Raw genomic sequence first — 22,976 nt, 5'->3', positions numbered from 1 at the left:
GAATTTTTACCTTGAAAAATGGAGGGGGACGCCTGTCTATATCCTCTATAAAACGCTAGTCGTGATGAAACTAATCATTGTGCTACTGACATTCGGCCTTTGCCAGGTATATGCCAGTGGCTTTGCTCAAAAAATAACGCTAAAAGAAAAAAATGCTTCTTTAGAGCTTATTATCAATAAAATCCGTAAACAAAGCGGTTACGATTTTATTGGAGATGCACAACTAATCAAAAAAGTCAATGGTCTCAACCTAACCGTAAAAGACGCTCCGCTAGTCGACGTCCTAAATCAGATCTTTAAAAATACCAATATTATGTATCGTATAGATACGGATATTATCGCATTAAAACCAAAGACGGAAGCTGCAGCGGCTATGCAACAGTTGGTCATCCGAGGGCGGGTCGTGAATGAACATTTGGAAAACCTTTCCGGTGCTTCCATACGCGTGATTCAGAGCGATATGACGACCACAACAGGCAAAGACGGCACGTTCAGCCTACGGGTACCCGATCGGGATGCCATGATTTTGGTATCCTACGTCGGTTATGAGCCCCTCAGCCTCAAAGTCAGAGAATCCATGGGGCTGATTCAGCTGACGCCAAGTTTATCGACACTGGAAGGTGTCGATGTCACGGTCAGTACAGGCTATCAGACGATTTCGAAAGAACGGGCGACAGGATCATTCAGTCAGGTCGGACAATCGGTATTGGGCAAGCGTCCTACATCCAATCTTTCCAGTGCCCTACAGGGTACAGTTGCCGGTATGCAGGCCAAGGAAAATGAAGATGGTAGTGTAAACTTCCTGATCCGGGGCAATAGCACCCTTTATGCCGATAGTAAACCACTGATCGTGGTCGATGGATTCCCGATATCCAGTAGCAACTTCTCGGATATCAACCCCAATGATGTCGAATCCGTCACTGTACTTAAAGATGCTGCCGCGGCATCCATCTGGGGGGCGCGTGCCGCCAATGGTGTGATTGTTATTGTCACCAAAAAAGCAAAAACCGACAACAGACTCACGATTCAGGGGAGTGCATTTTCCAGAATATCGCGGAGACCGGATCTCAACTACATCCTTACTCAAGCCAATTCGGCCGATCAGGTTGCCTACGAACGTAAGGCTTATGAAAACAACTGGGCTTTCTACCCTTATGCGAATTCCTTTGGAGATATTGCGAACTCGTTGACGCTAGCGCAAGAAGCACTATATGCCAATCAATATGGCACAATGTCTACAGCCGACATGAATGCCGAGCTAGACAGATTGAGCAAAATCGACAATCGGGGTCAGCTCCGGGACTTGCTGACGCAAAGAGCCGTACTCAATCAATACAATGTCAATTTGCAGGCCGGCAACGAGCGTATACGCAACTACACTTCTGTTCTCTATGAAAACAGTAAGGGTTCTTTTCAGAAAAACGGTTATGACCGTTTCAACCTGAATTTCAACAACGATTTCAACATTACCTCTTTCCTAAAGTTCAACCTGGGCGCCAACCTGCAGTACAAAAAACAACAATACGGCGGTGCGACCATTGCTGAAATAGAGGAACTATCGCCGTATGAGCTGCTATTGAACCAAGATGGTAGTTACGGCGTCAATCTAAAAGACTATAACCGCGAGCAGCTGGGACTTATCCCTACCGGAAAATTCACCTATTCGGATTGGTCGTACAACCTGCTACGCGAAGTACGTGGCCGCGATTTTACCGACGAACGCATCAATGCCCGTGTACAGACCGGACTTAATCTAAAGATTATTCCGGGGCTTACTTTCGATACCAAGTTTCAATATGAGCGAAACAAGATCGATCGCGAGCGTATCTATGATGAGAGTACCTTCTACGTACGTAGTCTGATCAATAGCAAGACTCAATACGACGATGACACCAAGACGGTAGGTAAGGCTTATATCCCTAAAGGCGGAATCCTGAGGCGTGGCATGTTACAATACGAAGATGGCTTCAATGCTGAAGAACTGGGGCAGGAGGACATACAGAGTTTTGTCTTTCGGAATCAATTGAATTTTGATAGGGTTTTCGGTGCTGATCATCATATCTCGGCTATCGGAGGCATGGAAATGTCACAGTACCTGACCAAGGGTACGATCAATCCTACGGTATATGGCTACTATGGTGATAAGCTTCAGGCAACGACACCGCCTTATGGTTACGGCAGCTCAGTAGACCAGTTTACCGATTTTGAAGGTTCCCCAACGACTATTCCGGGGGGCAATACAACCTTCAGATGGCAGAAAAACAAGTTCATCTCCCTTTATGGAAATGCAGCCTATACCTATCTCAGCCGTTACACCCTATCGGGTAGCATACGGAGCGATGCATCCAATTTCATTACAGACGACCCCAAATTGCGCTGGTCACCGTTGTGGTCTGTAGGTGCCAAGTGGAATCTCGCCAAAGAAAACTTTATGGCCGCTCAGGACTATGTAGACCGCCTGGAGATGCGCCTGACCTATGGTAAAAACGGCAACATGGAAAATTCTACTTCGACAGCGACCTTGCTCAGTGTGGGCGGGAGCTTAAATTCCTCTACAGGAACCATTACTGCCACCATTGCCGACAATGGAAACCCAAGACTGCGCTGGGAAAAAACCGCTTCGACCAACTTCGGAATAGACTTCTCCTTTTTCAAGAGCAAGTTTTTCGGTTCGGTGGATCTATACCGCAAAAAAGGTTCAGGTATTATCGGACAGATTGCCCTGCCTACAGCAACCGGAACAAAATCGCAGAAATTTAATAATGCCGAGATCACCAACAAAGGATTTGAGCTCGCGTTAGGTACCAATTTAGCGATAGCCAAGAATATTCAGTATAGCACAAATTTCAACTACGCGTACAATGCCAACAATATTGATGCGCTGTACAATCCGTCGCTCTACACCTATCAGTTGATCACCGGTACTTTTGTCGAAGGCCGTCCCGTCGGTTCGGTTTACGCATTCGATTATATTGGTATGATCGATGGTGTACCGCATGTAGCCGGACCAAACAATAGCCCGCAGACATTTAATGATGTCTCTATTTACAATAGAGGTTTAGGACTTCCCTTCCTCCATTATATGGGTACCGACGTACCGCCACATACTTTGGGCTGGACCAATACGGTACAGTTAGGCAACTTCAACATCATGTTTATCCTATTGGGCAAGATGGGAGGCGTATACCGCAATCCTATCTTCAACTATGCCGCACTTGTAGGGTCCGACAAGACTTTCGTCAACAAGTATGTCAATGATGTGCTAGCCGGAAAACCTGATATTCCGGGATTTGCACTGCCTGATGAGACCAATCTATACCTTTGGGACCGCTACAGTGAGGCTTTAAGCAGCCAGGTCGAAAAATCATCTTACATTGAATTTAAAGAGCTTAGCTTAGGGTACAAACTGTCCAACCGCTGGACAGAAGCCATCCGCCTGAACAATGTCAACCTATTCGTCCAGGCCCGTGACCTTGGCTTGATCTGGCGTGCCAATTCTAAAGGTTACAATCCGGATTGGTTACCGGGCACGATGCGTCCTGCACAGAGTTATACATTCGGTATCAATTTTCAATTTTAATAACAGACAGACATGAGAGTGTTCACATATATAGGGCTTGCCGCTGCGATTCTAATGACCGCAAGCTGCAAAAAATACTTATCCGAAGAACCCAAAAAACAGGCCAGTATCAAAACCGTAGATCAGTTGGAGGCCTTAGTAGATAACGCGACTGCATTTTCCAGAGAAGAGAATTATGCGGCCACCTACGCTACGGATGACACCGAGATCAGCAAGGAGCTGTACAAAAATAATGTTACGGCTTTCACTGTCAGCAATCTCCAGCGTTATGTATCCTCTACTGAGGGTATTGAAAACCTCGCTACGGACGAGTTGTGGAGCGGAGAATACAAAAAGATCTTCACCGCAAATGTCATTTTAAAAAACATAGACCTGGTGAGCGGTGACGAGACCAGTCGCAGACGGGTAAAAGCAGATGCCCATTTTATCCGGGCGATGTCTTACTGGATCCTTGTCAACAACTATTGTGCGCCATATACTGCGGCCAATATGAATACCTTAGGACTTCCCTTAAAGCGTAGCGTAGATTATGAAGAATCTCTAAAACGCGCAACCTTGAAAGAAACCTACGATTTTATCCTTGCCGATATAGAAGAAGCGAAGAAAGTAGCCGAAACCGATGTCGATCCTAGAAAGACATGGCGTGTGAGCCAAAAAGCCATTTCCGCTTTAATGAGCCGGTATTATCTATTCACTGGCGACTATGATAAGAGTTTGGCCGAATCAAACAAGGCACTAGAGTCTGGTACTGTAAGCTTAGTAGATTACAACAGCATTCTTCCGGGCAGAAGCGCTTCATACAGCAATCCGGCTGCAACGCTCCGGTACAGTGAGTTAAACGATTGGAACGCCGCAAAATACCTCTATTGGAGCGAGCTCTATTACAGCCGCTATCAATACACCGGCGCACAATGGTATAGTCCGAGCAGCGCATTGGTAGCCCTATACGATCAGACCAACGACCTTCGTTACAAGCACCTGATGATCCCTAATGGAGGCCGACGTTTCAGTGTCGTGACACCAGCAGCGTATCGGTACACCATGTTTACCGATGGGAGCACCTTGGTTTCAGGTCCTACCAGAGCGGAGATGCTTCTTAACAAAGCCGAGGTGCTGGCCCGTAAAGGCGATGTTCCGAACGCCTTATCGGCGGTCAATACCCTACGTCAAAAACGGATGTCTACTTATATTGCGCTTACAGCTTCTAACAAAGACGAAGCCATCAAACAAGTGCTCGCCGAGCGACGCCGTGAACTTCCGTTTGTGATGCGCTGGTACGATATACGCCGATTTAGTGTCAACGACTATGCTGCGGATGATATCACTGTAAAAAGAGATTTCTACCAGGTCAGTATAACAGCTGTTGACCTCAATACGCCAAAAACTTACACCCTGGAAAGCAAGCATCTGGTCTTACCTATCAACGGTGTAGAGATCGATGCCAGCAAGGGACAGATACAACAGAATCCATACTAGAAAAAATTATTTAGCTAATCAATACGATCATGAAATTCAGAAAATTATTCGTCCTTACAGGCCTACTGGTAGCCAGCAGCCTGCATAGCTTTGGGCAGAGCAAAACATTTACGGTGACCTCCCAGATTGCTGACTTTAAGGACAGCACCTACAGCATGACCATCTGGAATGGTGTGACCGATGCCTATTACAAAAAAGGCAGCACTAAAAACGGGCAGATATTTTATCAGGACACGACTTCTATGCCCTTAATCGTACGGCTCACCCTTCCGACCGAATCGCTTTTTAAGCGTGTCGACCGGGGTTATATCCCTGTCAAAAGCCAGTCCATCTGGTTTGTAACCATGCCGGGTGGCAAGGTATTACTCAAAGGAAAGCTATCCGACTTTGCTGAGGTTTATCCTAGCGGAGATAAAGAAAACAATATAATCAGTAAGCTAAATAGAGGCTATCACCCACTGTTGAATAGATCGGCAAATATCGAGCTAAAACTGGCAAAAGACACTTCAGATGCGGTGCTAAACAAACGTCTTGCAGCCGAGCAAGAACAGATCGATGCCCAGGCCGCTAAATACGTGAACGACTTTCTAAAGAAGAATGTTTCGTCTGTAGCCGGCCTGTATTACCTTGAGGATATGCTGGTCAGGGAGATTGTAACGATCGAGACCGTAGAGGCACTGTTACCTACCGTAGATAAGGCATACCGAAGCTCACCTTTCTATACCTCTTTAAAGAATCGTGTAGAGGGCAGCAAATACGATGTAGGCAAGTCCATATTCCAGATAAACAGTAGCAATACTTATGATGGTAAGGCATTCGACTCAAACAGCTGGAAAGGTAAATTTTATCTCATCGATTTTTGGGGCTCATGGTGTGGTCCATGTATGGCCGATGTGCCTGATCTGAAAAAACTGAGAGACAGCTATCCCGATCAGCTGCGTGTACTGGGCATCGCGTCCGATAAAAATGAGAGCTGGCGCAAGGCCATCGAGCAGCACGAGCTCAACTGGGTACAAATATTGAACGACAAAGGTAGCAACAATTTTGTCCTGCGGCTGAATGTCACCGGATTTCCGACAAAGATCCTCGTGGATCCCAATGGCAAGATCGTCTACCGAAGTACGGGCGGCGGCGAAACCTCCTTTGACAAGATGAGTGAAATCATCAAAAACTGGAAATAAATCCAATAACCTAAACGCCTGAGTCTAGAAAACTCAGGCGTTTAGGTTATTGGATTTAGTATCTTCTTTAAAAAAACAGCGGATATTAAATGATACGATACGGATATAAAATCGTTTGATAGACAAGGTATAATATCGCTATTTTTAGTGTGAAGCGCATTGAATGGATGCGCTTAGATACTTACAGATCATTTATACGGATGAAAAAAATAGTGTTTTTGATAGGTTTACTTGCTTTCTTAGGGGCAGTATCCTGCGGTGATAATCGTACCTCAACGGGAGCGCCTAGCGTTTCCCCTCAGGATACGGCAGCGATCATCCCTTTTGAGGAAATACCACTGAAGTGTTATGGAGAACAGTACAATCCCAATAGGTGTTTCAATGAAAATGAGAAAATTTCTATCGCTCTTTCAAAAAAAAGTGTCAGCTTCTCTGTCAATGATGTCAGTTATGTCGATCAGGCCGCTGATGATATATGCGAGCAGGGATGCCAGGTTTTTGCGTATGGTCATGGCCCCAACAAGGTAATTATACTCGATGCCTTTTTAGAATATGGTCATTTATACGTCGTTTATTTTTATGACGCAACCAAGTTGAGGTACATGGGCAAATGGGAGGTTACATTGACGGATAAAATAGCCCAGCCAATCACACTAGAAGTAGGCCAGGTCGGAGAGGAACTTGAAGTATCATTTCAGGAGGGACAACAAAAATCTAACTTCAACCTGAATCAGGGAACGGATCTAAGAGACAAAGATACTATTCCGCTAGATGAGCGTATGGCTGAGTATAAAAGTACCCCAGAATATATTACGGATAATCTCATCTTTACACGGGACGAAAACCATCAGCTTCAGATCGATACCGCGATCCTCAGTTACATTCAGAATAACACCACAGCGCAGGACAATGCCTATGTGATAGCACTTCAAAAATATGTTACCCGTGCGATCAATGCCCTATATTATGACGACCAAAAGCAGTGGACTGAGGAGGAACTGATCAAAATTATCGCCTTTGCGGCCAATACAACTGATCCATTGCACAAAGGGCTCTGGAATGAGTCGCCTGAACATTGGCATAATGGTATGTGGGGAAATATTCTCGGTTATTGTTATGTGGTCCATCGTAAAACACTATGGGTAAAGCTGCAGCGTCAATTGCAGCAAGAGCATGATTATAATTTGCCCCATCTCCCAGAAATGATTGCCTATGCCATGGAATTTGACAGGTTCGGGCCACCTTATTAAATTGGAGTAACCTGAACATCTTGTTATGTTAAATATGAAATTTAGTCAAATACTATCCATCCCTTTTTTCTTGATCTTGACTTCGTTTTCATTTAGCGATGATAAAAAGGAAGCATCGTTTTCAATACATGCTGTTCTTTTAAAAAAGGATACTATTCCGGATGCAAAACAGCTGATTGGACTCTGGTCAGTACATGGTAATCCCGCAGAAAGAACAATCAATATTCGGGACGCCAATCTGGTGATTTCAATGGCAACAAATCAATATTATATCACTTTGAAAGAAATTAAGCGCGTGAAGAACAAAGTATATTATGGCTATGAAAAAATGAATGGCCAGGAATCACAGGACTATGATTCATCGGCATATCAGAATGATGAAACGGTATGTACCGTTGAACTGGTTAATCGCGATGTCTTAAAACTTTCATGGTTGGGCCTTTATGATAAAGAGCTAAAGGAGCGGTTTGAAACGGAAAACCCATTTGATCAGTATAAAAAAATAGTGATATTGAAAAGATGTGTAGATGATCACCGGTAATTTCTCCGTCGGTCTTCCTTGACGCGTTCAAGTACATATGCATAGATAAAAGGCAACGAAACAACAATGCCTATTGTAAGTCCGATTTTCAGAATAATGACGATGAGTTGCAAATAAAATGAACCCCAAAAGGTAAAATAATCCAAAGGAATAAATAATGCGGAGTCCGCCTGTTCGTTAACTAATATCTTATAATTTTTGCTGTTCACATAAGCTTCTACTGTTCGCTTTAATGCTAAATTGTGGCCTGCAATATCAGCATCTGTATTCCATACATTGCCGGAATATCGGGTAATGGCTTTCGATGCATACACGCGCTGCTCTTTACCTCCAACTTGGTACGCGTAGGTAATGGACGCATAGGATGAAGCCGCACTTTGCTTTGTTGTTGGCGTCCAGCTGATTTTATAATCAACAATTTTGCCGACTACCTCAGTCCATTGGGGATGGAAAAGACGGAAACTCTGGTATTGATATCTGGGCAAACAGGAGTAGATAAAGGACATTGTCAGGTAGACAGCAAAGGAAAAATAGAGGAATTTTCTACTGAAGATTTTACGGTTAAAAAAGAGGATAAATAACAGTGGTGATAAGACCAGTGTAAGAATAATAGTAATCAGTGGACTTGTGACGAAAAATATAAGGTATAAAAGAGGCATCAGAAATTTGAACGTAATTTTGTCGCTAAATCTCCTTGTTTCTTTTAAGTAACTCTCGTTCGAATTATTCATCTATTTGAATCGTATCAGAATGGTGGCAATCTAGCTTTTGACCAGACTGCCTAAATATATCGTTGGCGGATCTTATGAATTTTAATCATTCATACTGTCGTAATAGACATCTGTTTTGGTTAGGATATCCTGGATCTGTTCGTATTGTTTTTTGGTAAGGCCAGTTTCGTCCAAGAAAAACAACCCACCGAATTTTATCTTTTTGACGGAAGCCAAAAACGGTTCCCATTGCAGAGGATTATTGGTAAAGGGGATATAGGTCAGTTTAGGATTTGATGCCAGTACTTCGGGAAAGGACGTAAATTTGTTGTAGGAAAAATTAGCTTTTTCCAATTTTTTAAGTATAGCAATAGATTTTGGCAGGGCAGATAGTCCTGCATTTTCTATACCGAGCTCTTTCAATTCAGGTAGCTGCTGAAACAGATCAGGCAGCTCCGTTTGTTCCGATTTACTTTTGTAATTGCGCGATAGATATAACACGGACAGTTTATTGAGACTAAAGATTTCCTTTGGAAAGGCTGTAAACATGTAGTTGTTGAGTCCGAGGTGCTGTAGATTTTTGAGCTGTGCAAATGATGCCGGCAGTGCTGTCAAGGGGTTGTTGCAATCGAAACCTTCAAGTGCGGTAAGATTGGAAATACTGGACGGAAGTGTTTTTAACTGATTTTGCGTTAATGACAGCTTTTTCAACCGATGATTGGGCGTTTTGATTTCCGGAAAAACATCCAGTGCAAAATTGTTGATCGTCAAAACTTCCAATTGTGTGCCTTCGTTCACAATCTTCTGTAGAAGACTGCTTTCGATCGTTTTTCCTGAGACCATGGTACTAAAAGACAGTTCTTTCAAGGTCGATAGATCTGCATTTTTAAATTCTTCGATATCCTGGAAGTGTATTTCCTTTCCGCCGGTTGTTGTGGCATGAATAACAGGAGTACTCGTTGTAGGCATCGGCGCAGCAAAGACGGCAGGCTCAGAAATGGTTTCCGTCCTGGGAACCTTTTCGAGCACCTCAGGGATGATTTCAACTTTTGGGGGAGGTATTTGCTTTTTCTTTTTTTTCTGTGCAGATGCAGCCAAAGTAAGTAGACTGAGACTGAAAACGATTATATATTTTTTCATATTTTAGTGTTTTATCCTTTGCTTGATGATGAGATGTTTAATGTTAATCCTTGTTTGACAGCGTATTTTACCATTTCGACGTCAGGCCTATGTTGATCGTCACAATCCCAGGGTTGTGTTGTATTGATTTTCTCGGCCTGATAGGCTTGTGAAAAATACCTTTTGGATTCATCGTTAAGTGACTGGTAGTAATTATTCAGGCATTTTTCAGCCTGATGCTGGCCGAATTTTTCGAGTATGTAACGCAGGGAAATGGTAAACCCAAATTCATTGTGTTCTGCTAGAAATTTACTTCCAGCCCAATAATGTTTGTGTGTGGTATAATCCCGATGTGGATAATGATATAAATCATTCGGAATTTTTCCTAAAAACCCTTGCTCAATCCATTCACCCAAATGCGCATTGGCATGGTTTTCAAAAACGTCAATAAATGGAATAAATAATACTTCGGCATGTCTGCAAATATCCGTATAAGCTTGCTCTAGGCTGTATATTTCACCAATCTCATAGTAGTAACCTAAATCCCATAACGAGATTGAAATCAAACCTGTGGCAGTATTCCAGTCGCTCTTTACCGTTTTACAGCTTATCACGAATGTGGTGAAAAGGGCTATTTTCGTTTTGCTGTTTCCTTCGGCCGAATGAAAGCGGATACTATATTCATATTCATCCGTTGTTTTCTTTACGCCCCATTTCTTGCTGTATTTAAAGCTTAATGCTTTATAATGTGTGGCGATTTGATGTCCAATCTGGTCAAAAATTTCTGCTGCTTTCATTTTTTGTTCCCTGTTTCAGTCCCAATAAGGCGAAACGTAGCGCATTGGTCTAAGCATTTTTTATAACCATCATTGCTCGTTTGTCTTTTGCTTAAGCAAATATGCGCATTAAGACCAGGCATTTTTTTGTCTATTTATATCCGTGAGACTTTGTTTACGATTCGTTTTGCTTGCGGTGATATTTGCGCTACATAATTCGATGGACAAGTTGATTTAATCGCTGGGGAAAGGTTGTTGATTTCTGCTTGTTTATAACGACATTTTTTGGAAATGCATTTTTTACGCGTGATTTGTAGTTGATAAATTACAATTTTTCATTTTGTGCTGTATAAATCTGGTTAAGAGCTGTCTATATGCGCTTCAAGAAGCAAAAAACCGCTACTTTTGAACCATCTATTTATGTTATATTAAACGCATGTTTTATGGTTACGGGTATTCTAGTTATTCTATTCATTTTTTTGGGAGCTTTTTTTTGGAGAAAAAAACAATTAGCACAACGGTTTAATGAAAATGTCAAGATTGCGGTCGATTATATGGTTCAGGAACATCCCGGACAATATAGCGGCGATCGAAATGCGAAAAGTGGTGTCTTTATTTTCAATGCCGAGCGTACAAACAATACATTGAAAAATGTTGTCATAAAAAAGGTGAAACCTTTGCATTCAGCTTTGGATGTCAATCTCGAACATATTTTGCTAGTTTCATTGGAGGGAGCTGCTGCTCCAAAAAATGTATCTGTCCGTTTTAAGGTCGTAAAGAAAGGGGCAAAGATTGATGATCTAAAAGGGGTTCTTATCAGTATATCTGGAGTGCTCAACTTTAAACAGGGGAGCCCAAAAGATTTTACTGTCGTTTTGCCTATTGCGGGCCTGTATCAGGTAGCGCGTACAGCAAAAAGTGTTGATCTAAATGATGCTCAGGTATTGGGGGGCATCGCGGATCTCAATCTTTCGATATAAAGCGGGGCATCACTACATCTGTCGATTTGTATCCCTGGGATTTTGTTGACGATTGTTGTTGTCTGCGGTAATAGTTGCTGGTTGAATTTTCTTGGTTGGTGCCATTGAAATGACTGGTTGAAGGCTATTTCGATTTTTATTCACAGCGATATTGGTAAATACTTCATAGGTCTTGATTAATCAAGACCTATGAAACTGCCATCGGCATTAAATTTTAAATCCAGATCATTGGACAAATCTATTTGGTAACCATAGGGTTCTTTGTCAATACCTTCGATAAATATAGGCGCTGGGTATTGCTTAACGACATAGCTCAATATAGGCGAGGGGATAATCGCGTCGGGCAATTTTTGATGATTGCCGTCAATATCGGTCCAATTACCATCTTTATCTAAATCGATTTCTATGCCGTTGTTCAATCTGACTTCATATAGACTACCGTCTGTATCGGCATTGTTTTTTCGTGTAATGCTGGCTACTGCGTTTGCCCCAAAATGAGATTCAATCATCGTTTTGCCTGTCTGGGGTAGTTCAGCATAGCCCACATGGCTTTCCCTTGCATCATCTTTGTCACATGCTGTGAATGTCAATACGCTGCCTGTTATCAGTACAGCTGCTAACCGAGTTAATTTCTTCATATTCGCTATTTTACTAAATTCTATTACACCCGTCGTCGGCTTATTTTTTGTCGTCCCGGCTGTCTTTATCTCGGAAACAAAAAATGCCACAGGGTAAAGTTTCAGATAGATTCTGGAAACATTTGGGAAAGAAACTTGGAAGCTAAATTTATAAGCAGATAAATCTACAATCCGATTTGATTGAATTTGTTAATAACCACCTTTGCGTATTGTTCCTTATATTCATCGGTTAAAAAACTATGATCAATCCATTTCGGAATTTTATCGGCATGTTTTGAAAAGTCGTTGTATATATTATTCCGAACTAAATCAGAAATTCCTAAACTTGCAGCTAATTGGCTAAAGTCGGATTGCTTAATCTTTCTTTTGCGACCTCCTAAAGTTAAAGCCATATCGTCCTTGTCTTTTGGGAAGATTAAGTTCACATTTAGGAGATCATATGCAGGTGATAACATAATATTGCTATTATGATGGATTAATGAAAAGTTTTTTAGGTGCATGTCATTATTACCAGTGAGGAAACTAAATAGCACTAATCTAAAGTATTTGATAGCATCTAGTCCGGAATTTGTAGCAAATTGTCTGATGATTTTCCCCACTCGCTCATAAGAGCTATTGTATTTTTGCTCTGTCAGTAGCTGCGATAATTGGCATAAATCTTCAATATGAATTTTCTTCCCCTTTTTTCGGTCAAATCGTTTTGTTATATATGCTAATTCTCCAGTAGCTGTTCGTATCAGTGCGTGTTCAGCAGTTTCTATCTTAAATAGCTTAGCCAAATGCATTGTTAGATCCTCTACTTCAGGCATAAAAAGAAAATCTGTAGATTGGGGCTTAAGGATATATTCGCCCCATAAGCCGACAAGTGTTAGTCGTTTACTACCCTTTTCTCCATTTAAACTAAGTGATATCTTGGGTTGCACGCCTGTTAACGCTAGCCTTTCATTTACAGTTATTTGAGCTAATTTATTTAATTTTTCCCTATCTAATTCCAGATAAGGAACTTGGACTGTGCCAAAAAACTTTTTTGAGCATGCAATATGGTATTCCCCACTTTCAACTGGCTGGTAGCAAAATAAACAATTAGGCATTATCTTCCGCCTCCATCGGATAGACGGAAACGGCTCCAATGGTGTCCCGGCATAGATTAATCAATAATTCAAAACGATCTCGGGGATTGAGTTTCCAATACTTTTCACCTATTTCCAATAACCATCCCTCAGGAATCAGACCGTCAAAAAAGGGAAAAAGCACATTGCTGTGGTATGCGTGTTCCGAAATCGGTAGGGTTAAACTGATAGGTTTAGGATCGGCTGTTCCGATGTAATTTTGATCGTAGTTGAATGAATAACCGCGATCAGTTTCAATTAGATATCCTGCTAATTGATCTTGAAAATATATTTTTGCTTCACGCGCCATTATGCTCTAATTTTATCCACTACGCCAACCTCTTTACCAAATAATGCTAATACATCATTTACTTTATCTAACCGAAGTGTTTTTTTTCCTTGTTCAAGGTCACGAACAAAACGTAAACCTACTCCAGCATTAAACGCCAAATCTTCTTGAGTAAGCTTTAGTTCCTTTCGTTTCTGTTTCACAAATAATTGCAATGAATCCATATCTATACCTTTTCTGATATAAATATAAGTAAAACAAATTATTTATACCCGAAGTGGTATAAATAATTTGTTGATGCCATTTTTTATACCTTAGCGGGATTATTTTTTAGATCTTATTTGTCCTTATCAAACTATTTTCGCCCTATACTGTCTTCTATTAAAAAGTAGTATGGAAAAATCTTGTATTCAAAAGATTGCACGCTATGGCTTAGGTACTTTCTTAATGGTAGCGGGAATCGGACATCTGACCTTTGCTCGGAAGGAATTTCAGGCACAGGTACCTGATTGGGTACCGATTCCCAAAGATGATACGGTCGTCTATTCGGGATTTGCTGAAATTGCGCTGGGTAGTGCACTGCTATTGGCAAAGGGCAAACAGCGTGCTACAGTTGGAAAAATTGCTGCGCTGTTTTTTTTTGCGGTGTTCCCAGGCAATATCGCCCAATATAAAGAATATCGGGATGGTTTCGGATTGGACAGTGATGGGAAACGGCTTGCCCGTTTATTTTTTCAACCAATACTGGTACTATGGGCATTAAAGAGCACAAGTAAACGAAAATAGCTTATTAAATCAGGTATGGAAAACGTCGAAGTATGGATGCGGGGACCAATCTCTGGGATTCCGGATCTTTTGCAGCCGGTGGCACACGTGCTGCTACAAGTGGAAGAGGATAGCGCAAAATATACAGCCCAGCTGTCGTCTGAGCAGCTCTGGGCACGCCCCTGTGGCAATGCTAGCATTGGATTTCATCTGTTGCATATCCGCGGCGTGATTGATCGTATGTTTACCTATGCTGCAGGCAAATCCTTGTCTGCCGAGCAGTTTGATTATCTCCAAAAAGAAGGTGTCGTGGATATAACGCTCAGCGTCGCAACGCTAGTCGAAAACCTACAGCTGCAGATCGGACAGGCTTTAGATGTCTTATCGTTAACTGATCCCTCAACGTTGACTGAAGAACGCTTTCTGGGGAGAAAGCAGATTCCAACCACCCTGATCGGCCTCTTATTTCATGCTGCTGAACATGCACAGCGCCATGTCGGCCAACTGCTGGTCACTGCCCGATGCTTGAAATAAAGGGAGGCTACAACCTGATCCAATTTAGTCTTTTATTCCTGCGAAGGTCTCAACGAAGAAACTGATCTCAGATGGCTGCTGCCTAAGATATGGATAGGCCGGGCGATATGGGGCTGTGGCCTGTCTAAGGATTAATTTGTAAATTCGTATACTTGTAGATTCCATTAGGAAATTCATAATTTTTATAATCCCGTATAAAAATAAATTCAGTTTATGCAGATACTTTTGGTAGAGGACGATCGTCGTATTAGTAGCTTTGTCGTGAAAGGGCTGGAAGAGTTGGGCCATCAGGTTATTTTGGCGGAATCCGCTGAAGCAGCGCGGGAATGGGTCAATGCCGATTCCCTGGATATTGTGGTACTGGATATTATGCTGCCGGGAATCGATGGAATCCAGTTTACAAAAACACTGCGCTACCGCAAAAACCATATTCCCATTTTGATCCTCAGCGCACTCGGTGAAATTGAAGATAAAGTCGATGCCCTGGAAAGTGGTGCCGATGATTACCTGGTCAAACCTTTTTCGTTTAAGGAGCTTGTCAGCAGAATCAAAGCTTTGGTACGCCGGGACGGCTATAAAAATACAAGCCATGTAAATGATAGCTGTATCGAAATTCGCGATCTCAAAGTGGATCTGGATCGGTATGAAGTCTATAAAGGTGGTGCAAATGTCGATCTTTCACCTAAAGAATTTAAGCTATTTAAGTATCTGATTGAAAACCGCAATAAGACCCTTTCACGCACCGCAATCCTCCAGGCGGTTTGGGGTATTGATTTTGATAACAATACCAATGTCGTGGATGTGTACGTCTCCTATCTGCGAGGGAAAGTGGATGACGGAAGTGATACATCCATTATCAGGACGGTCAAGGGAGTAGGTTATATGCTCAAAACGGACTGACCATGAACCTCAAGATCAGACTGACACTTTTTTCTTCCTTGGTCTTCACGATCATTTTTGGACTTGCAACGCTGGTCATTTACTGGATATTCTATAATTCTTCCGAACGGCATCTGATCAGCTCGCTGGAAAAAAATGCGAAAATCGCCGGTATCTATTACCTGGAGGCGGATGAACAGAGTCCTTTAAAACACCTGGAGTCCAAAAATCAATATGAAAGTCTGGTCAAGCGGGCTATGGTAGCGGTCTATAATGCCGAAGGCCAAGTGAGCTATGGTGGCCTGAAATACGATAATCAAATCAGTAAAAGCTTGTTGACGCAGCTGAAATCCAAAAAAACTGTTTATTTTAAAACGGAGGATAGCTTTTATTTTGGCCTGTATTATCCCGATAATCAGGGTGATTTTTTTGTTTTTGTCAAAGAGTCTAATACGGACTTTAATCAGCAGCTAAATCGCCTGCTTTTTATTCTCGTGCTCGTTTTTCTGGTTGCCTTGATCAGCATTGTCTTGTTATCGGTCTGGCTAAGTAAATATGCCTATCTGCCCATCCGGAATGTCATTCAGGAAATCCAACATAAGGATTTAAATAGTATCCAGGAGCCGTTGACGGTTATCAAGACAAAAGATGAGCTGCAGGACCTGATCGAAAGCTATAATGCACTCCTGCGTCGGATCAGTGAAAATATGATTATCCGAAAGAATTTTGTGAGCTATGTATCCCATGAGTTTCGTACACCTCTCGCCGGTATTTTGGGGTCCATGGAGGTTTTTGGAACGAAAGCCCGCAGCCAGGAGGAGTATCAGGAACTGGCAACGACAATCACCGAGCATGTAAATTTTCTGAATCACCTGATCGGAAATTTTCTATTGCTTACAGAAGATCAAGCCTTGAAGCGATCGATGGAGGTCTTTCGCATCGATGAAGTGGTCTGGGACCTGGTACCTAAATTTAAGCGGACATTTGACGTGCCCTTGAAAATCGAGCTACAGGTGGATGAACCACATTATTTTAATTTTCGGGGTAATCGCATGCTTGTGGCCCTGTCGATCTCCAACCTGATAGAAAACGCTCTTAAATATGCCAATGGCCAGGAAGTAGTGGTGCGCATGACGACCCTCAATGAGCGTCTATCGCTAGAAATTATTGATCAGGGTATCGGTATTCCACAGGCGGAGCTGGAGGCAGTGAAGCAGACCTTTTACCGTGGAATGAATGTCGGTACTGTCAAAGGTAGTGGTATCGGCCTTTCCTTTGCACAGATCGTGTTTAAAGACCAGGAGGTAGACTTTGCGATTCGTTCCAATGACCTGGGAACGACGGTATCGCTGCTGTTCCCAAAATTCTAACCATTCTCTAATCTCTTCTAATCAAACTTTAATTTACCTTAAAGTTGCCTGTAATCCCTGTCTCTTAGTTTTGTGGAAATACAAAATAGAGTGAGAAAAATACGCATTACATTAGTTCTTCTTCTTGGCTTGAATAGCAGACTATTTGCGCAGGAAATGCCCGAAAAGCATTTGCAAAAATCGGAGATTGAGCAGGTATTCCTAACACATAACCTGTCCTTGATGGCGCAGCGTTTCCAGATGAAACAGGCTGAAGCAGCGGTACTGCAGGCCAAGCTGTGGCCCAACCCCAAGATCTCCATCGGTGAGGTCAACCTCTGGAAAAACTCTTCCAGTGAGGAGCTGCCGGCATTGATCGGAAACTACGGACGATACCAACAGGTGGAAATGGAGCTGGAGCAGACGATCGAACTGGCCGGTAAAAGGAAAAAACGGGTACAGCTGCAACTCCTTGAAAAGGAGAATGCACAACTTCAGTTTGAGGAATTGCTCCGCAACCTGAAATATGACCTCCGCAGCCAATGTCTGGAATTGCAGGTGCTGCAGGAAAAGGAGCGTCTCTATAGCAATCAGGTCGGAATCTTCCAGAAACTAACGCAGTCTTATCAAAACCAGTGGAAAGAAGGCAATGTCAGCGAAATGGATTACCTCCGGATCCAGAGTGAATCCATGGCTTTTGGGAATAAGCTGAATGAAATACAGCAGGAGAAAATAGCAAAAATGAATGATGTTGCGCGTTATCTCGGGGCAAAGGGAACGGCGCTTTCCATCGCGGATACCATCGGCAGCCCTGCCTTTATTGCGAATAGACAAAACGAATGGAAAATCATGGCCATGGATAATCGAAGCGATTATAAAATCATTCAAAATGAATTTAAGAAAGGCCAGGCCCAACTGGAAATAGAGAAAGCCGAACGTGTGCCAAACCTGGAAGTCTCCGTGAATTATGATCGGGGCGGAAATATCATGCGTGATTTTATTGGTCTGGGGCTTTCTATGGATCTGCCCCTATTTAATAGAAACCAAGGGAACATCAAGATCGCGAAACTGGAGCTGGAAAAAAATAAGGTTGAAATCGAGCAGTTCCGTATTGATATCGAACGGGAGATCGATTTTCTTTCCGCACGTCTAAGCAACTTGGAATCTAGCCTGAAAGCTATGGATAAAGGGTTTGACGGTAAGCTGGATGTTGCCCTGGAACGCTATGTCCGAAATTTCCAGGAACGCAGGCTGACCATCATTGAGTTTATAGACTTTATCAACAATTATATGGAAAACAAAGAATCAATATTGGAACGCAGGGCTAAATATCTTCAGTATAGCGAAGAACTGACCTATTTAGTTGGAAAGGATATCGTCTAATGAAAGGTAATTTTTTAATACCACTGACGCTTTTGTCCATTTCTCTTTTGTGGGGCTGTCAGTCAAAGGAAAAGGAGGAAAAGCATGTTGTAGAGACAAAAGGCTTTTGCTTAAGTGATGATTTCAAACGCCATATCAAAATTGATTCGATCCAAATGCGGGATGTGTCTGAACAGATCGCCTTAAACGGCGCAATTCAATACAACCAGGATGAGCTCGCTGCGCTGAAGAGCCCTATTCAGGGAATGGTACAATCCGTCGCCGTAAAAATGGGTGATTATGTGGAGAAAGGGCAGGTGCTGGTATCACTCAAAGGGACTTCGGTCAATGATCTGGGAAAGGAACTTCGCGAACTGGAAAACAATAGACGCCTGAACGAAAGCAAGGTGAATAGTTTACGTAGCATGCTGAAAGATGGCATGGCCTCCCAGCGTGAGCTGGAAGAGATGGAAAGCGAACTGAAATCCGTGCAGATTGGGATCCAGAACGTGAAGGCGAATATGAAACTCCTGAACGGATCCTCCGAGAATGGTGTTTTTTATATCCGTGCACCCAAAACTGGGTATATCGTTGACAAAAAAGTAAGTCCGGGTATGACCGTAGGTGACGATACGGATCTACTGTCCATCAGTAACCTGAATGAGGTCTGGGTGACCGTCAATATTTACGCAAATAACTTACCCTTTGTCAAAAATGGCGCTCATGTGAGGATCACAACCTTGGCTTATAAAGACGAATATTTTGATGGCTATATTGATCAGGTGGCCAACTTTTTTGATCCCGAAGAGCGGGTGGTCAAAGCACGCGTCAAGCTGCTCAATAAGGATTTGAGGTTGAAACCGGGCATGAGCGTGGATGTGTTGGTCGAGAAGGGATCCGCAGGGCAGCAGCAACACTTGCTGGCAATCCCCAAAAACGCCATTATCTTGCATAATAACAAGAATTATGTCGTGATCTACAAAAGCGACTGTGATCTATCCGTAAGGACTGTTAATATCGTGTCGGAAAACGAAACTTATGCTTTTGTCGAAACAGGATTGGAGGAAGGGGACCGTGTGCTGACAGAAAATGAATTGATTGTATTTGATGAATTGATGAATAGATAGGATGAAGAAGGTTGTACAAAATATCGTTTCATTTTCATTGAAACATTCCTTGGTGGTGCTTTTTTTTACGCTGGCTTTATTGTTCGGTGGAATTTACGCTTACCTGCATACCCCGATCGAAGCATTTCCAGATGTAACGAATACCCGTGTTCGGATCATCACACAATGGCCGGGACGCAGTGCCGAAGAAATTGAAAAATTCGTCACACTGCCCGTCACCAAGGAAATGAACACCATTCCCAAAAAGACGAATGTGCGGTCGATTTCCCTGTTTGGGCTCTCTGTGGTGACGGTGCAGTTTGAGGATGGGGTAGAAGACTTCTATGCGCAGCAATATGCGGGTAATAAGATGCGCTCCATTGAGCTGCCGGAAGGGGCCGAAAGTTCCATTGAACCGCCTTCGGGGGCCACAGGGGAAATCTTTCGCTATGTGGTCAAAAGCAACCTGCCGATCAAGGAGGTGTCTGCCATTCAGGACTGGGTGATCGAACGGGAACTTGTGGGTGTGCCGGGGGTGGCGGATGTTGTGAGCTTTGGTGGTGAAGAAAAGATCTATGAAATAAAGATCAATCCAACGGAACTGGCCAACTATAACCTTTCGCCATTGGATGTGTATGAAGCGGTATCCCGCTCAAATATCAATGTGGGAGGCGATGTAATCCAAAAAGGAAATCAGGCCTATGTCGTGCGTGGCGTGGGACTGCTGGATAAAATAGATGATATTGGCAATATTTTGATCAAAGTGGTAGGCAATACGCCTATTCTGGTCAAGCATGTGGCTGAAATAGAATTGGGTGCCAAACCGCGGCTTGGACAGGTGGGGCTCAACGAGGAAGATGACCTGGTACAGGGCATTGTCATTATGCTCCGGGGTGAAAATCCATCGGCAGTAGTGACACGCCTGAAAGAAAAAATTGAGGAATTGAACGGCCGTATCTTACCGGAAAATGTCAAGATTGAACCGGTGATTGACCGCACAAAATTGGTGAACAATACCGTGCATACGGTGTCGAAAAACCTGATCGAGGGCGTTATCCTGGTTTCGATCATTGTCTTTATCTTTTTGAACAACTGGAAGACAACCTTTATTGTGGCCTCGGTAATTCCATTGGCCTTCCTGTTTGCGATTATCTTATTGAAAATCCAGGGCTTGCCCGCGAATCTGATTTCCATGGGGGCATTGGACTTTGGCCTATTGCTCGAGGGAACACTGGTGATCGTGGAGACGGTTTTTGTCTCCCTGGAAAAGGAGGCACATCGGCTGGGGACGGCCCGTTTCAACAAAGTCTCCAAGCTAGGTATCATTAAAAAAAGTGCAGGCTCGGTGGCAGGATATATCTTTTTTGCCTTATTGATCCTGATTGTCGCCCTGACGCCGATTTTCTCTTTTCAAAAGGTGGAAGGAAAGATGTTTTCACCTTTGGCCTTTACGCTTGGCTACGCCCTGCTGGGCTCTTTGGTCCTGAGTTTGACCTATGTGCCTGCAATGTGTAAATATTTGTTGAAGAAGAATATCAAAGAGGATGAAAATAAAATAACGCGAGTAAGCCGAAGGGTAATTTTTAAAGGATTTAAGAAAGCTTTTGATCATCCCAAATGGACCTTGGGGATTTTTGTCTTGGCGTTGGTTGTCTGTATGGTGCGGTTTAGCTATTACGGTTCAGAATTTCTGCCAAAACTCAATGAAGGCGCCATTTATGTCCGGGCGACATTGCCAAATAGTGTCAATCTGGAGGAATCCGTCAAACTAACAAAAACGATGAAAACAAAGTTGATCAAACAGTTTGACGAGATTGATTTTATTATGACACAGACGGGTAGACCCAATGATGGAACTGATCCAACGGGCTTTTTCAATATCGAATTTAATATTGAATTGAAGCCGGAGGGAGAATGGAAGCGGAAAATATCCAAGGAAAAATTGATCGGGCAGATGCGTGACAGCCTACAGACTTTCCCCGGAATAAATTTTGGCTTTAGTCAACCCATTCAGGATAATGTGGAGGAATATGTGGCTGGCGTGAAAAGTCCGTTGGTGATCAAAATTTTTGGTGAGAACCTCCAGGATCTGGAGAATAAAGCCAACAAGTTTGCCGAATCACTTCAAAAGGTCGATGGGATCACGGATGTAAATGTGTTTAAAAATATCGGCTTACCCGAATTGCGTATTCAGCTGCATGACTCCAAGATGGCAAAGTATGGGGTATCGACCAGGGATGTACAATCGGTTATTGAGATGACCATCGGGGGGCAATCGGTGACGCATTTTTACGACAATGAACGTATCTTTGACGTCCGTCTCCGCTTTCAGAAGCAGTATCGCGATAGCCCTGAAAAGATCGGAAACATCATCATCCCCACGATGAACGATCAGAAAGTACCATTGCGGGAAATAGCGACCATAGACTATCATACAGGGCCAGCCTTTATCTATCGCGACGGAAATTCCCGCTATATCGGGGTTGGATTTAATATCGAAGGTCGGGATCTGGGCAGTACCATTGCGGATGCAAAAAAACAGATTGCGGCTGACGTTAAATTACCCAAATCCTATAAGGTTGTCTGGGCCGGTGAGTTTGAAAGTAAGGAGCGGGCCACCAAACAGTTGATGCAGGTAGTCCCGGTTTCACTGCTATTGATCTTGCTTTTGCTCTATGCTAATTTTGGAAATCTAAAAGATACGCTGATCTCCTCCCTGACGCTTGCTTTTGCATTTATCGGTGGGTTTGTATCCCTGTGGGTGACGGGGACAACATTTGGGATCTCGGCCGGTATTGGTTTTATTATTCTCTTTGGTGTCGCTACGATCGACGGGATTGTTTTAATCGGTGTCATGAAAGAAAATCTGTTAAATAAAATGGGCTTGATGCCTGCAATTTACGAAGCCGTAAAAAGTCGGATCAGGCCGATCTTAATGATTGCGCTTATGGGCGCGATGGGCTTATTACCGGCAGCACTGTCCAATGGAATGGGGTCCGAAATCCAGAAACCATTGGCCATTATGATTGTCGGTGGGTTGATTATCTGTATGATTCTATCATTCTCCATTCTGCCGATTGTTTTCTATTATGCTTACAAAAAGGAAAATAAAGATTAAGCACCCATTTTTTATTCATTTATATACTTGATAAAGGTTGCCTGTCAATAAAACAGTGCAGCCTTTGTTGTTTTCTATACATCGCCTTTCTATAGCTCCGCCAAGGGCTTGCTTCCAGTTACTTTCATATGCGTTGAGACTGCTATTCCTCCTTCCTGATGTTCATCAATAAATTTTTTAAAAAAATAGGAAAATAGCGTACCCTATTTGGAGA

20 protein-coding genes are annotated in these 22,976 nt (G+C 42.9%); 13 read left to right on the top strand and 7 right to left on the bottom strand.

What is annotated here, in order from left to right:
• The first annotated feature begins 64 nt into the window (after positions 1 to 64).
• The 5 genes from M2408_RS25285 to M2408_RS25265 all read left to right on the top strand — a co-directional run bounded on the left by M2408_RS25285 (position 65) and on the right by M2408_RS25265 (position 8,028).
• On the top strand, positions 65 to 3,580 hold the full coding sequence (locus M2408_RS25285; RefSeq protein ID WP_259187347.1) for a SusC/RagA family TonB-linked outer membrane protein: 3,516 nt from the start codon (positions 65 to 67) through the stop codon (positions 3,578 to 3,580).
• 12 nt (positions 3,581 to 3,592) lie between these two features.
• Complete coding sequence (locus M2408_RS25280) at positions 3,593 to 5,056, top strand: RagB/SusD family nutrient uptake outer membrane protein (protein ID WP_259187346.1); 1,464 nt, start codon at positions 3,593 to 3,595, stop codon at positions 5,054 to 5,056.
• 29 nt (positions 5,057 to 5,085) lie between these two features.
• Entirely contained in the window at positions 5,086 to 6,237 is a 1,152-nt protein-coding gene (locus tag M2408_RS25275) for a TlpA disulfide reductase family protein (RefSeq protein ID WP_259187345.1), read from the top strand.
• Positions 6,238 to 6,437: 200 nt separating this feature from the next.
• Entirely contained in the window at positions 6,438 to 7,487 is a 1,050-nt protein-coding gene (locus M2408_RS25270) for a hypothetical protein (protein ID WP_259187344.1), read from the top strand.
• A 34-nt stretch (positions 7,488 to 7,521) separates the two neighbouring features.
• On the top strand, positions 7,522 to 8,028 hold the full coding sequence (locus M2408_RS25265) for a hypothetical protein (protein ID WP_259187343.1): 507 nt from the start codon (positions 7,522 to 7,524) through the stop codon (positions 8,026 to 8,028).
• Here the strand turns inward: M2408_RS25265 and M2408_RS25260 are convergent.
• The 3 genes from M2408_RS25260 to M2408_RS25250 form a co-directional block, all read right to left on the bottom strand.
• On the bottom strand, positions 8,019 to 8,759 hold the full coding sequence (locus tag M2408_RS25260) for a hypothetical protein (protein ID WP_259187342.1): 741 nt from the start codon (positions 8,757 to 8,759) through the stop codon (positions 8,019 to 8,021). The genes M2408_RS25265 and M2408_RS25260 overlap by 10 nt on opposite strands.
• Positions 8,760 to 8,840: 81 nt before the next feature.
• Positions 8,841 to 9,878, bottom strand: coding sequence for a leucine-rich repeat domain-containing protein (locus tag M2408_RS25255; protein WP_259187341.1), 1,038 nt, complete (start codon positions 9,876 to 9,878; stop codon positions 8,841 to 8,843).
• An 11-nt stretch (positions 9,879 to 9,889) separates the two neighbouring features.
• Entirely contained in the window at positions 9,890 to 10,654 is a 765-nt protein-coding gene (locus tag M2408_RS25250; RefSeq protein WP_259187340.1) for a hypothetical protein, read from the bottom strand.
• Positions 10,655 to 11,076: 422 nt separating this feature from the next.
• Here M2408_RS25250 and M2408_RS25245 point away from each other — a divergent pair, with 422 nt between their 5' ends.
• Positions 11,077 to 11,613: a hypothetical protein gene (locus tag M2408_RS25245; protein WP_259187339.1), complete on the top strand. Its 537-nt coding sequence runs from the start codon at positions 11,077 to 11,079 to the stop codon at positions 11,611 to 11,613.
• Between the two features lie 176 nt (positions 11,614 to 11,789).
• On the opposite strand, the gene M2408_RS25240 is transcribed toward M2408_RS25245, so the two are convergent.
• The 4 genes from M2408_RS25240 to M2408_RS25225 form a co-directional block, all read right to left on the bottom strand.
• Positions 11,790 to 12,251: a PepSY-like domain-containing protein gene (locus M2408_RS25240; RefSeq protein ID WP_259187338.1), complete on the bottom strand. Its 462-nt coding sequence runs from the start codon at positions 12,249 to 12,251 to the stop codon at positions 11,790 to 11,792.
• 164 nt (positions 12,252 to 12,415) lie between these two features.
• Positions 12,416 to 13,342, bottom strand: coding sequence for a HipA domain-containing protein (locus M2408_RS25235; protein WP_259187337.1), 927 nt, complete (start codon positions 13,340 to 13,342; stop codon positions 12,416 to 12,418).
• Positions 13,335 to 13,670, bottom strand: coding sequence for a HipA N-terminal domain-containing protein (locus M2408_RS25230; protein ID WP_259187336.1), 336 nt, complete (start codon positions 13,668 to 13,670; stop codon positions 13,335 to 13,337). Before M2408_RS25230 ends, M2408_RS25235 begins: the two co-directional genes overlap by 8 nt.
• On the bottom strand, positions 13,670 to 13,873 hold the full coding sequence (locus tag M2408_RS25225) for a type II toxin-antitoxin system Y4mF family antitoxin (RefSeq protein ID WP_108635610.1): 204 nt from the start codon (positions 13,871 to 13,873) through the stop codon (positions 13,670 to 13,672). The genes M2408_RS25230 and M2408_RS25225 overlap by 1 nt, the downstream gene beginning before the upstream one ends.
• A 169-nt stretch (positions 13,874 to 14,042) precedes the next feature.
• Between M2408_RS25225 and M2408_RS25220 the strand changes: the two genes are divergently transcribed.
• The 7 genes from M2408_RS25220 (at position 14,043) to M2408_RS25190 (ending at position 22,762) form a co-directional block, all read left to right on the top strand.
• Complete coding sequence (locus tag M2408_RS25220) at positions 14,043 to 14,435, top strand: hypothetical protein (protein WP_259187335.1); 393 nt, start codon at positions 14,043 to 14,045, stop codon at positions 14,433 to 14,435.
• A gap of 15 nt (positions 14,436 to 14,450) precedes the next feature.
• Positions 14,451 to 14,948 (top strand): DinB family protein, encoded by a 498-nt coding sequence (locus tag M2408_RS25215; RefSeq protein ID WP_259187334.1) that lies wholly within the window; start codon positions 14,451 to 14,453, stop codon positions 14,946 to 14,948.
• Between the two features lie 213 nt (positions 14,949 to 15,161).
• On the top strand, positions 15,162 to 15,848 hold the full coding sequence (locus M2408_RS25210; RefSeq protein ID WP_259187333.1) for a response regulator transcription factor: 687 nt from the start codon (positions 15,162 to 15,164) through the stop codon (positions 15,846 to 15,848).
• 2 nt (positions 15,849 to 15,850) lie between these two features.
• Complete coding sequence (locus M2408_RS25205; RefSeq protein WP_259187332.1) at positions 15,851 to 17,197, top strand: sensor histidine kinase KdpD; 1,347 nt, start codon at positions 15,851 to 15,853, stop codon at positions 17,195 to 17,197.
• 90 nt (positions 17,198 to 17,287) lie between these two features.
• Positions 17,288 to 18,559, top strand: a complete 1,272-nt coding sequence (locus M2408_RS25200; RefSeq protein ID WP_259187331.1) for a TolC family protein — start codon at positions 17,288 to 17,290, stop codon at positions 18,557 to 18,559.
• Positions 18,559 to 19,665 carry an efflux RND transporter periplasmic adaptor subunit gene (locus M2408_RS25195; protein WP_259187330.1) on the top strand — a complete coding sequence of 369 codons (1,107 nt, stop codon included), beginning with the start codon at positions 18,559 to 18,561 and terminating at the stop codon, positions 19,663 to 19,665. The genes M2408_RS25200 and M2408_RS25195 overlap by 1 nt, the downstream gene beginning before the upstream one ends.
• 1 nt (position 19,666) lies before the next feature.
• The gene (locus tag M2408_RS25190) at positions 19,667 to 22,762 is read left to right on the top strand and encodes an efflux RND transporter permease subunit (RefSeq protein WP_259187328.1); all 3,096 of its coding nucleotides are present in this window, start codon (positions 19,667 to 19,669) and stop codon (positions 22,760 to 22,762) included.
• Positions 22,763 to 22,976: the final 214 nt, after the last annotated feature.

It is taken from the genome of Sphingobacterium sp. BIGb0165, from assembly GCF_024810095.1.
Taxonomy (GTDB): domain Bacteria; phylum Bacteroidota; class Bacteroidia; order Sphingobacteriales; family Sphingobacteriaceae; genus Sphingobacterium; species Sphingobacterium detergens.
This window is presented reverse-complemented; position numbering and strand designations above follow the sequence as displayed.

Excerpts from the sequence above, each read along its gene's own strand:
- M2408_RS25265 (WP_259187343.1), top strand. The coding sequence starts at position 7,522 with ATGAAATTTAGTCAAATACTATCCATCCCTTTTTTCTTGATCTTGACT.
- M2408_RS25245 (WP_259187339.1), top strand. The coding sequence starts at position 11,077 with ATGGTTACGGGTATTCTAGTTATTCTATTCATTTTTTTGGGAGCTTTT.
- M2408_RS25280 (WP_259187346.1), top strand. The coding sequence starts at position 3,593 with ATGAGAGTGTTCACATATATAGGGCTTGCCGCTGCGATTCTAATGACC.
- M2408_RS25215 (WP_259187334.1), top strand. The coding sequence starts at position 14,451 with ATGGAAAACGTCGAAGTATGGATGCGGGGACCAATCTCTGGGATTCCG.
- M2408_RS25260 (WP_259187342.1), bottom strand. The coding sequence starts at position 8,759 with ATGAATAATTCGAACGAGAGTTACTTAAAAGAAACAAGGAGATTTAGC.
- M2408_RS25275 (WP_259187345.1), top strand. The coding sequence starts at position 5,086 with ATGAAATTCAGAAAATTATTCGTCCTTACAGGCCTACTGGTAGCCAGC.
- M2408_RS25255 (WP_259187341.1), bottom strand. The coding sequence starts at position 9,878 with ATGAAAAAATATATAATCGTTTTCAGTCTCAGTCTACTTACTTTGGCT.
- M2408_RS25240 (WP_259187338.1), bottom strand. The coding sequence starts at position 12,251 with ATGAAGAAATTAACTCGGTTAGCAGCTGTACTGATAACAGGCAGCGTA.
- M2408_RS25235 (WP_259187337.1), bottom strand. The coding sequence starts at position 13,342 with ATGCCTAATTGTTTATTTTGCTACCAGCCAGTTGAAAGTGGGGAATAC.
- M2408_RS25210 (WP_259187333.1), top strand. The coding sequence starts at position 15,162 with ATGCAGATACTTTTGGTAGAGGACGATCGTCGTATTAGTAGCTTTGTC.
- M2408_RS25225 (WP_108635610.1), bottom strand. The coding sequence starts at position 13,873 with ATGGATTCATTGCAATTATTTGTGAAACAGAAACGAAAGGAACTAAAG.
- M2408_RS25250 (WP_259187340.1), bottom strand. The coding sequence starts at position 10,654 with ATGAAAGCAGCAGAAATTTTTGACCAGATTGGACATCAAATCGCCACA.
- M2408_RS25190 (WP_259187328.1), top strand. The coding sequence starts at position 19,667 with ATGAAGAAGGTTGTACAAAATATCGTTTCATTTTCATTGAAACATTCC.
- M2408_RS25230 (WP_259187336.1), bottom strand. The coding sequence starts at position 13,670 with ATGGCGCGTGAAGCAAAAATATATTTTCAAGATCAATTAGCAGGATAT.
- M2408_RS25270 (WP_259187344.1), top strand. The coding sequence starts at position 6,438 with ATGAAAAAAATAGTGTTTTTGATAGGTTTACTTGCTTTCTTAGGGGCA.
- M2408_RS25205 (WP_259187332.1), top strand. The coding sequence starts at position 15,851 with ATGAACCTCAAGATCAGACTGACACTTTTTTCTTCCTTGGTCTTCACG.
- M2408_RS25220 (WP_259187335.1), top strand. The coding sequence starts at position 14,043 with ATGGAAAAATCTTGTATTCAAAAGATTGCACGCTATGGCTTAGGTACT.
- M2408_RS25195 (WP_259187330.1), top strand. The coding sequence starts at position 18,559 with ATGAAAGGTAATTTTTTAATACCACTGACGCTTTTGTCCATTTCTCTT.
- M2408_RS25285 (WP_259187347.1), top strand. The coding sequence starts at position 65 with ATGAAACTAATCATTGTGCTACTGACATTCGGCCTTTGCCAGGTATAT.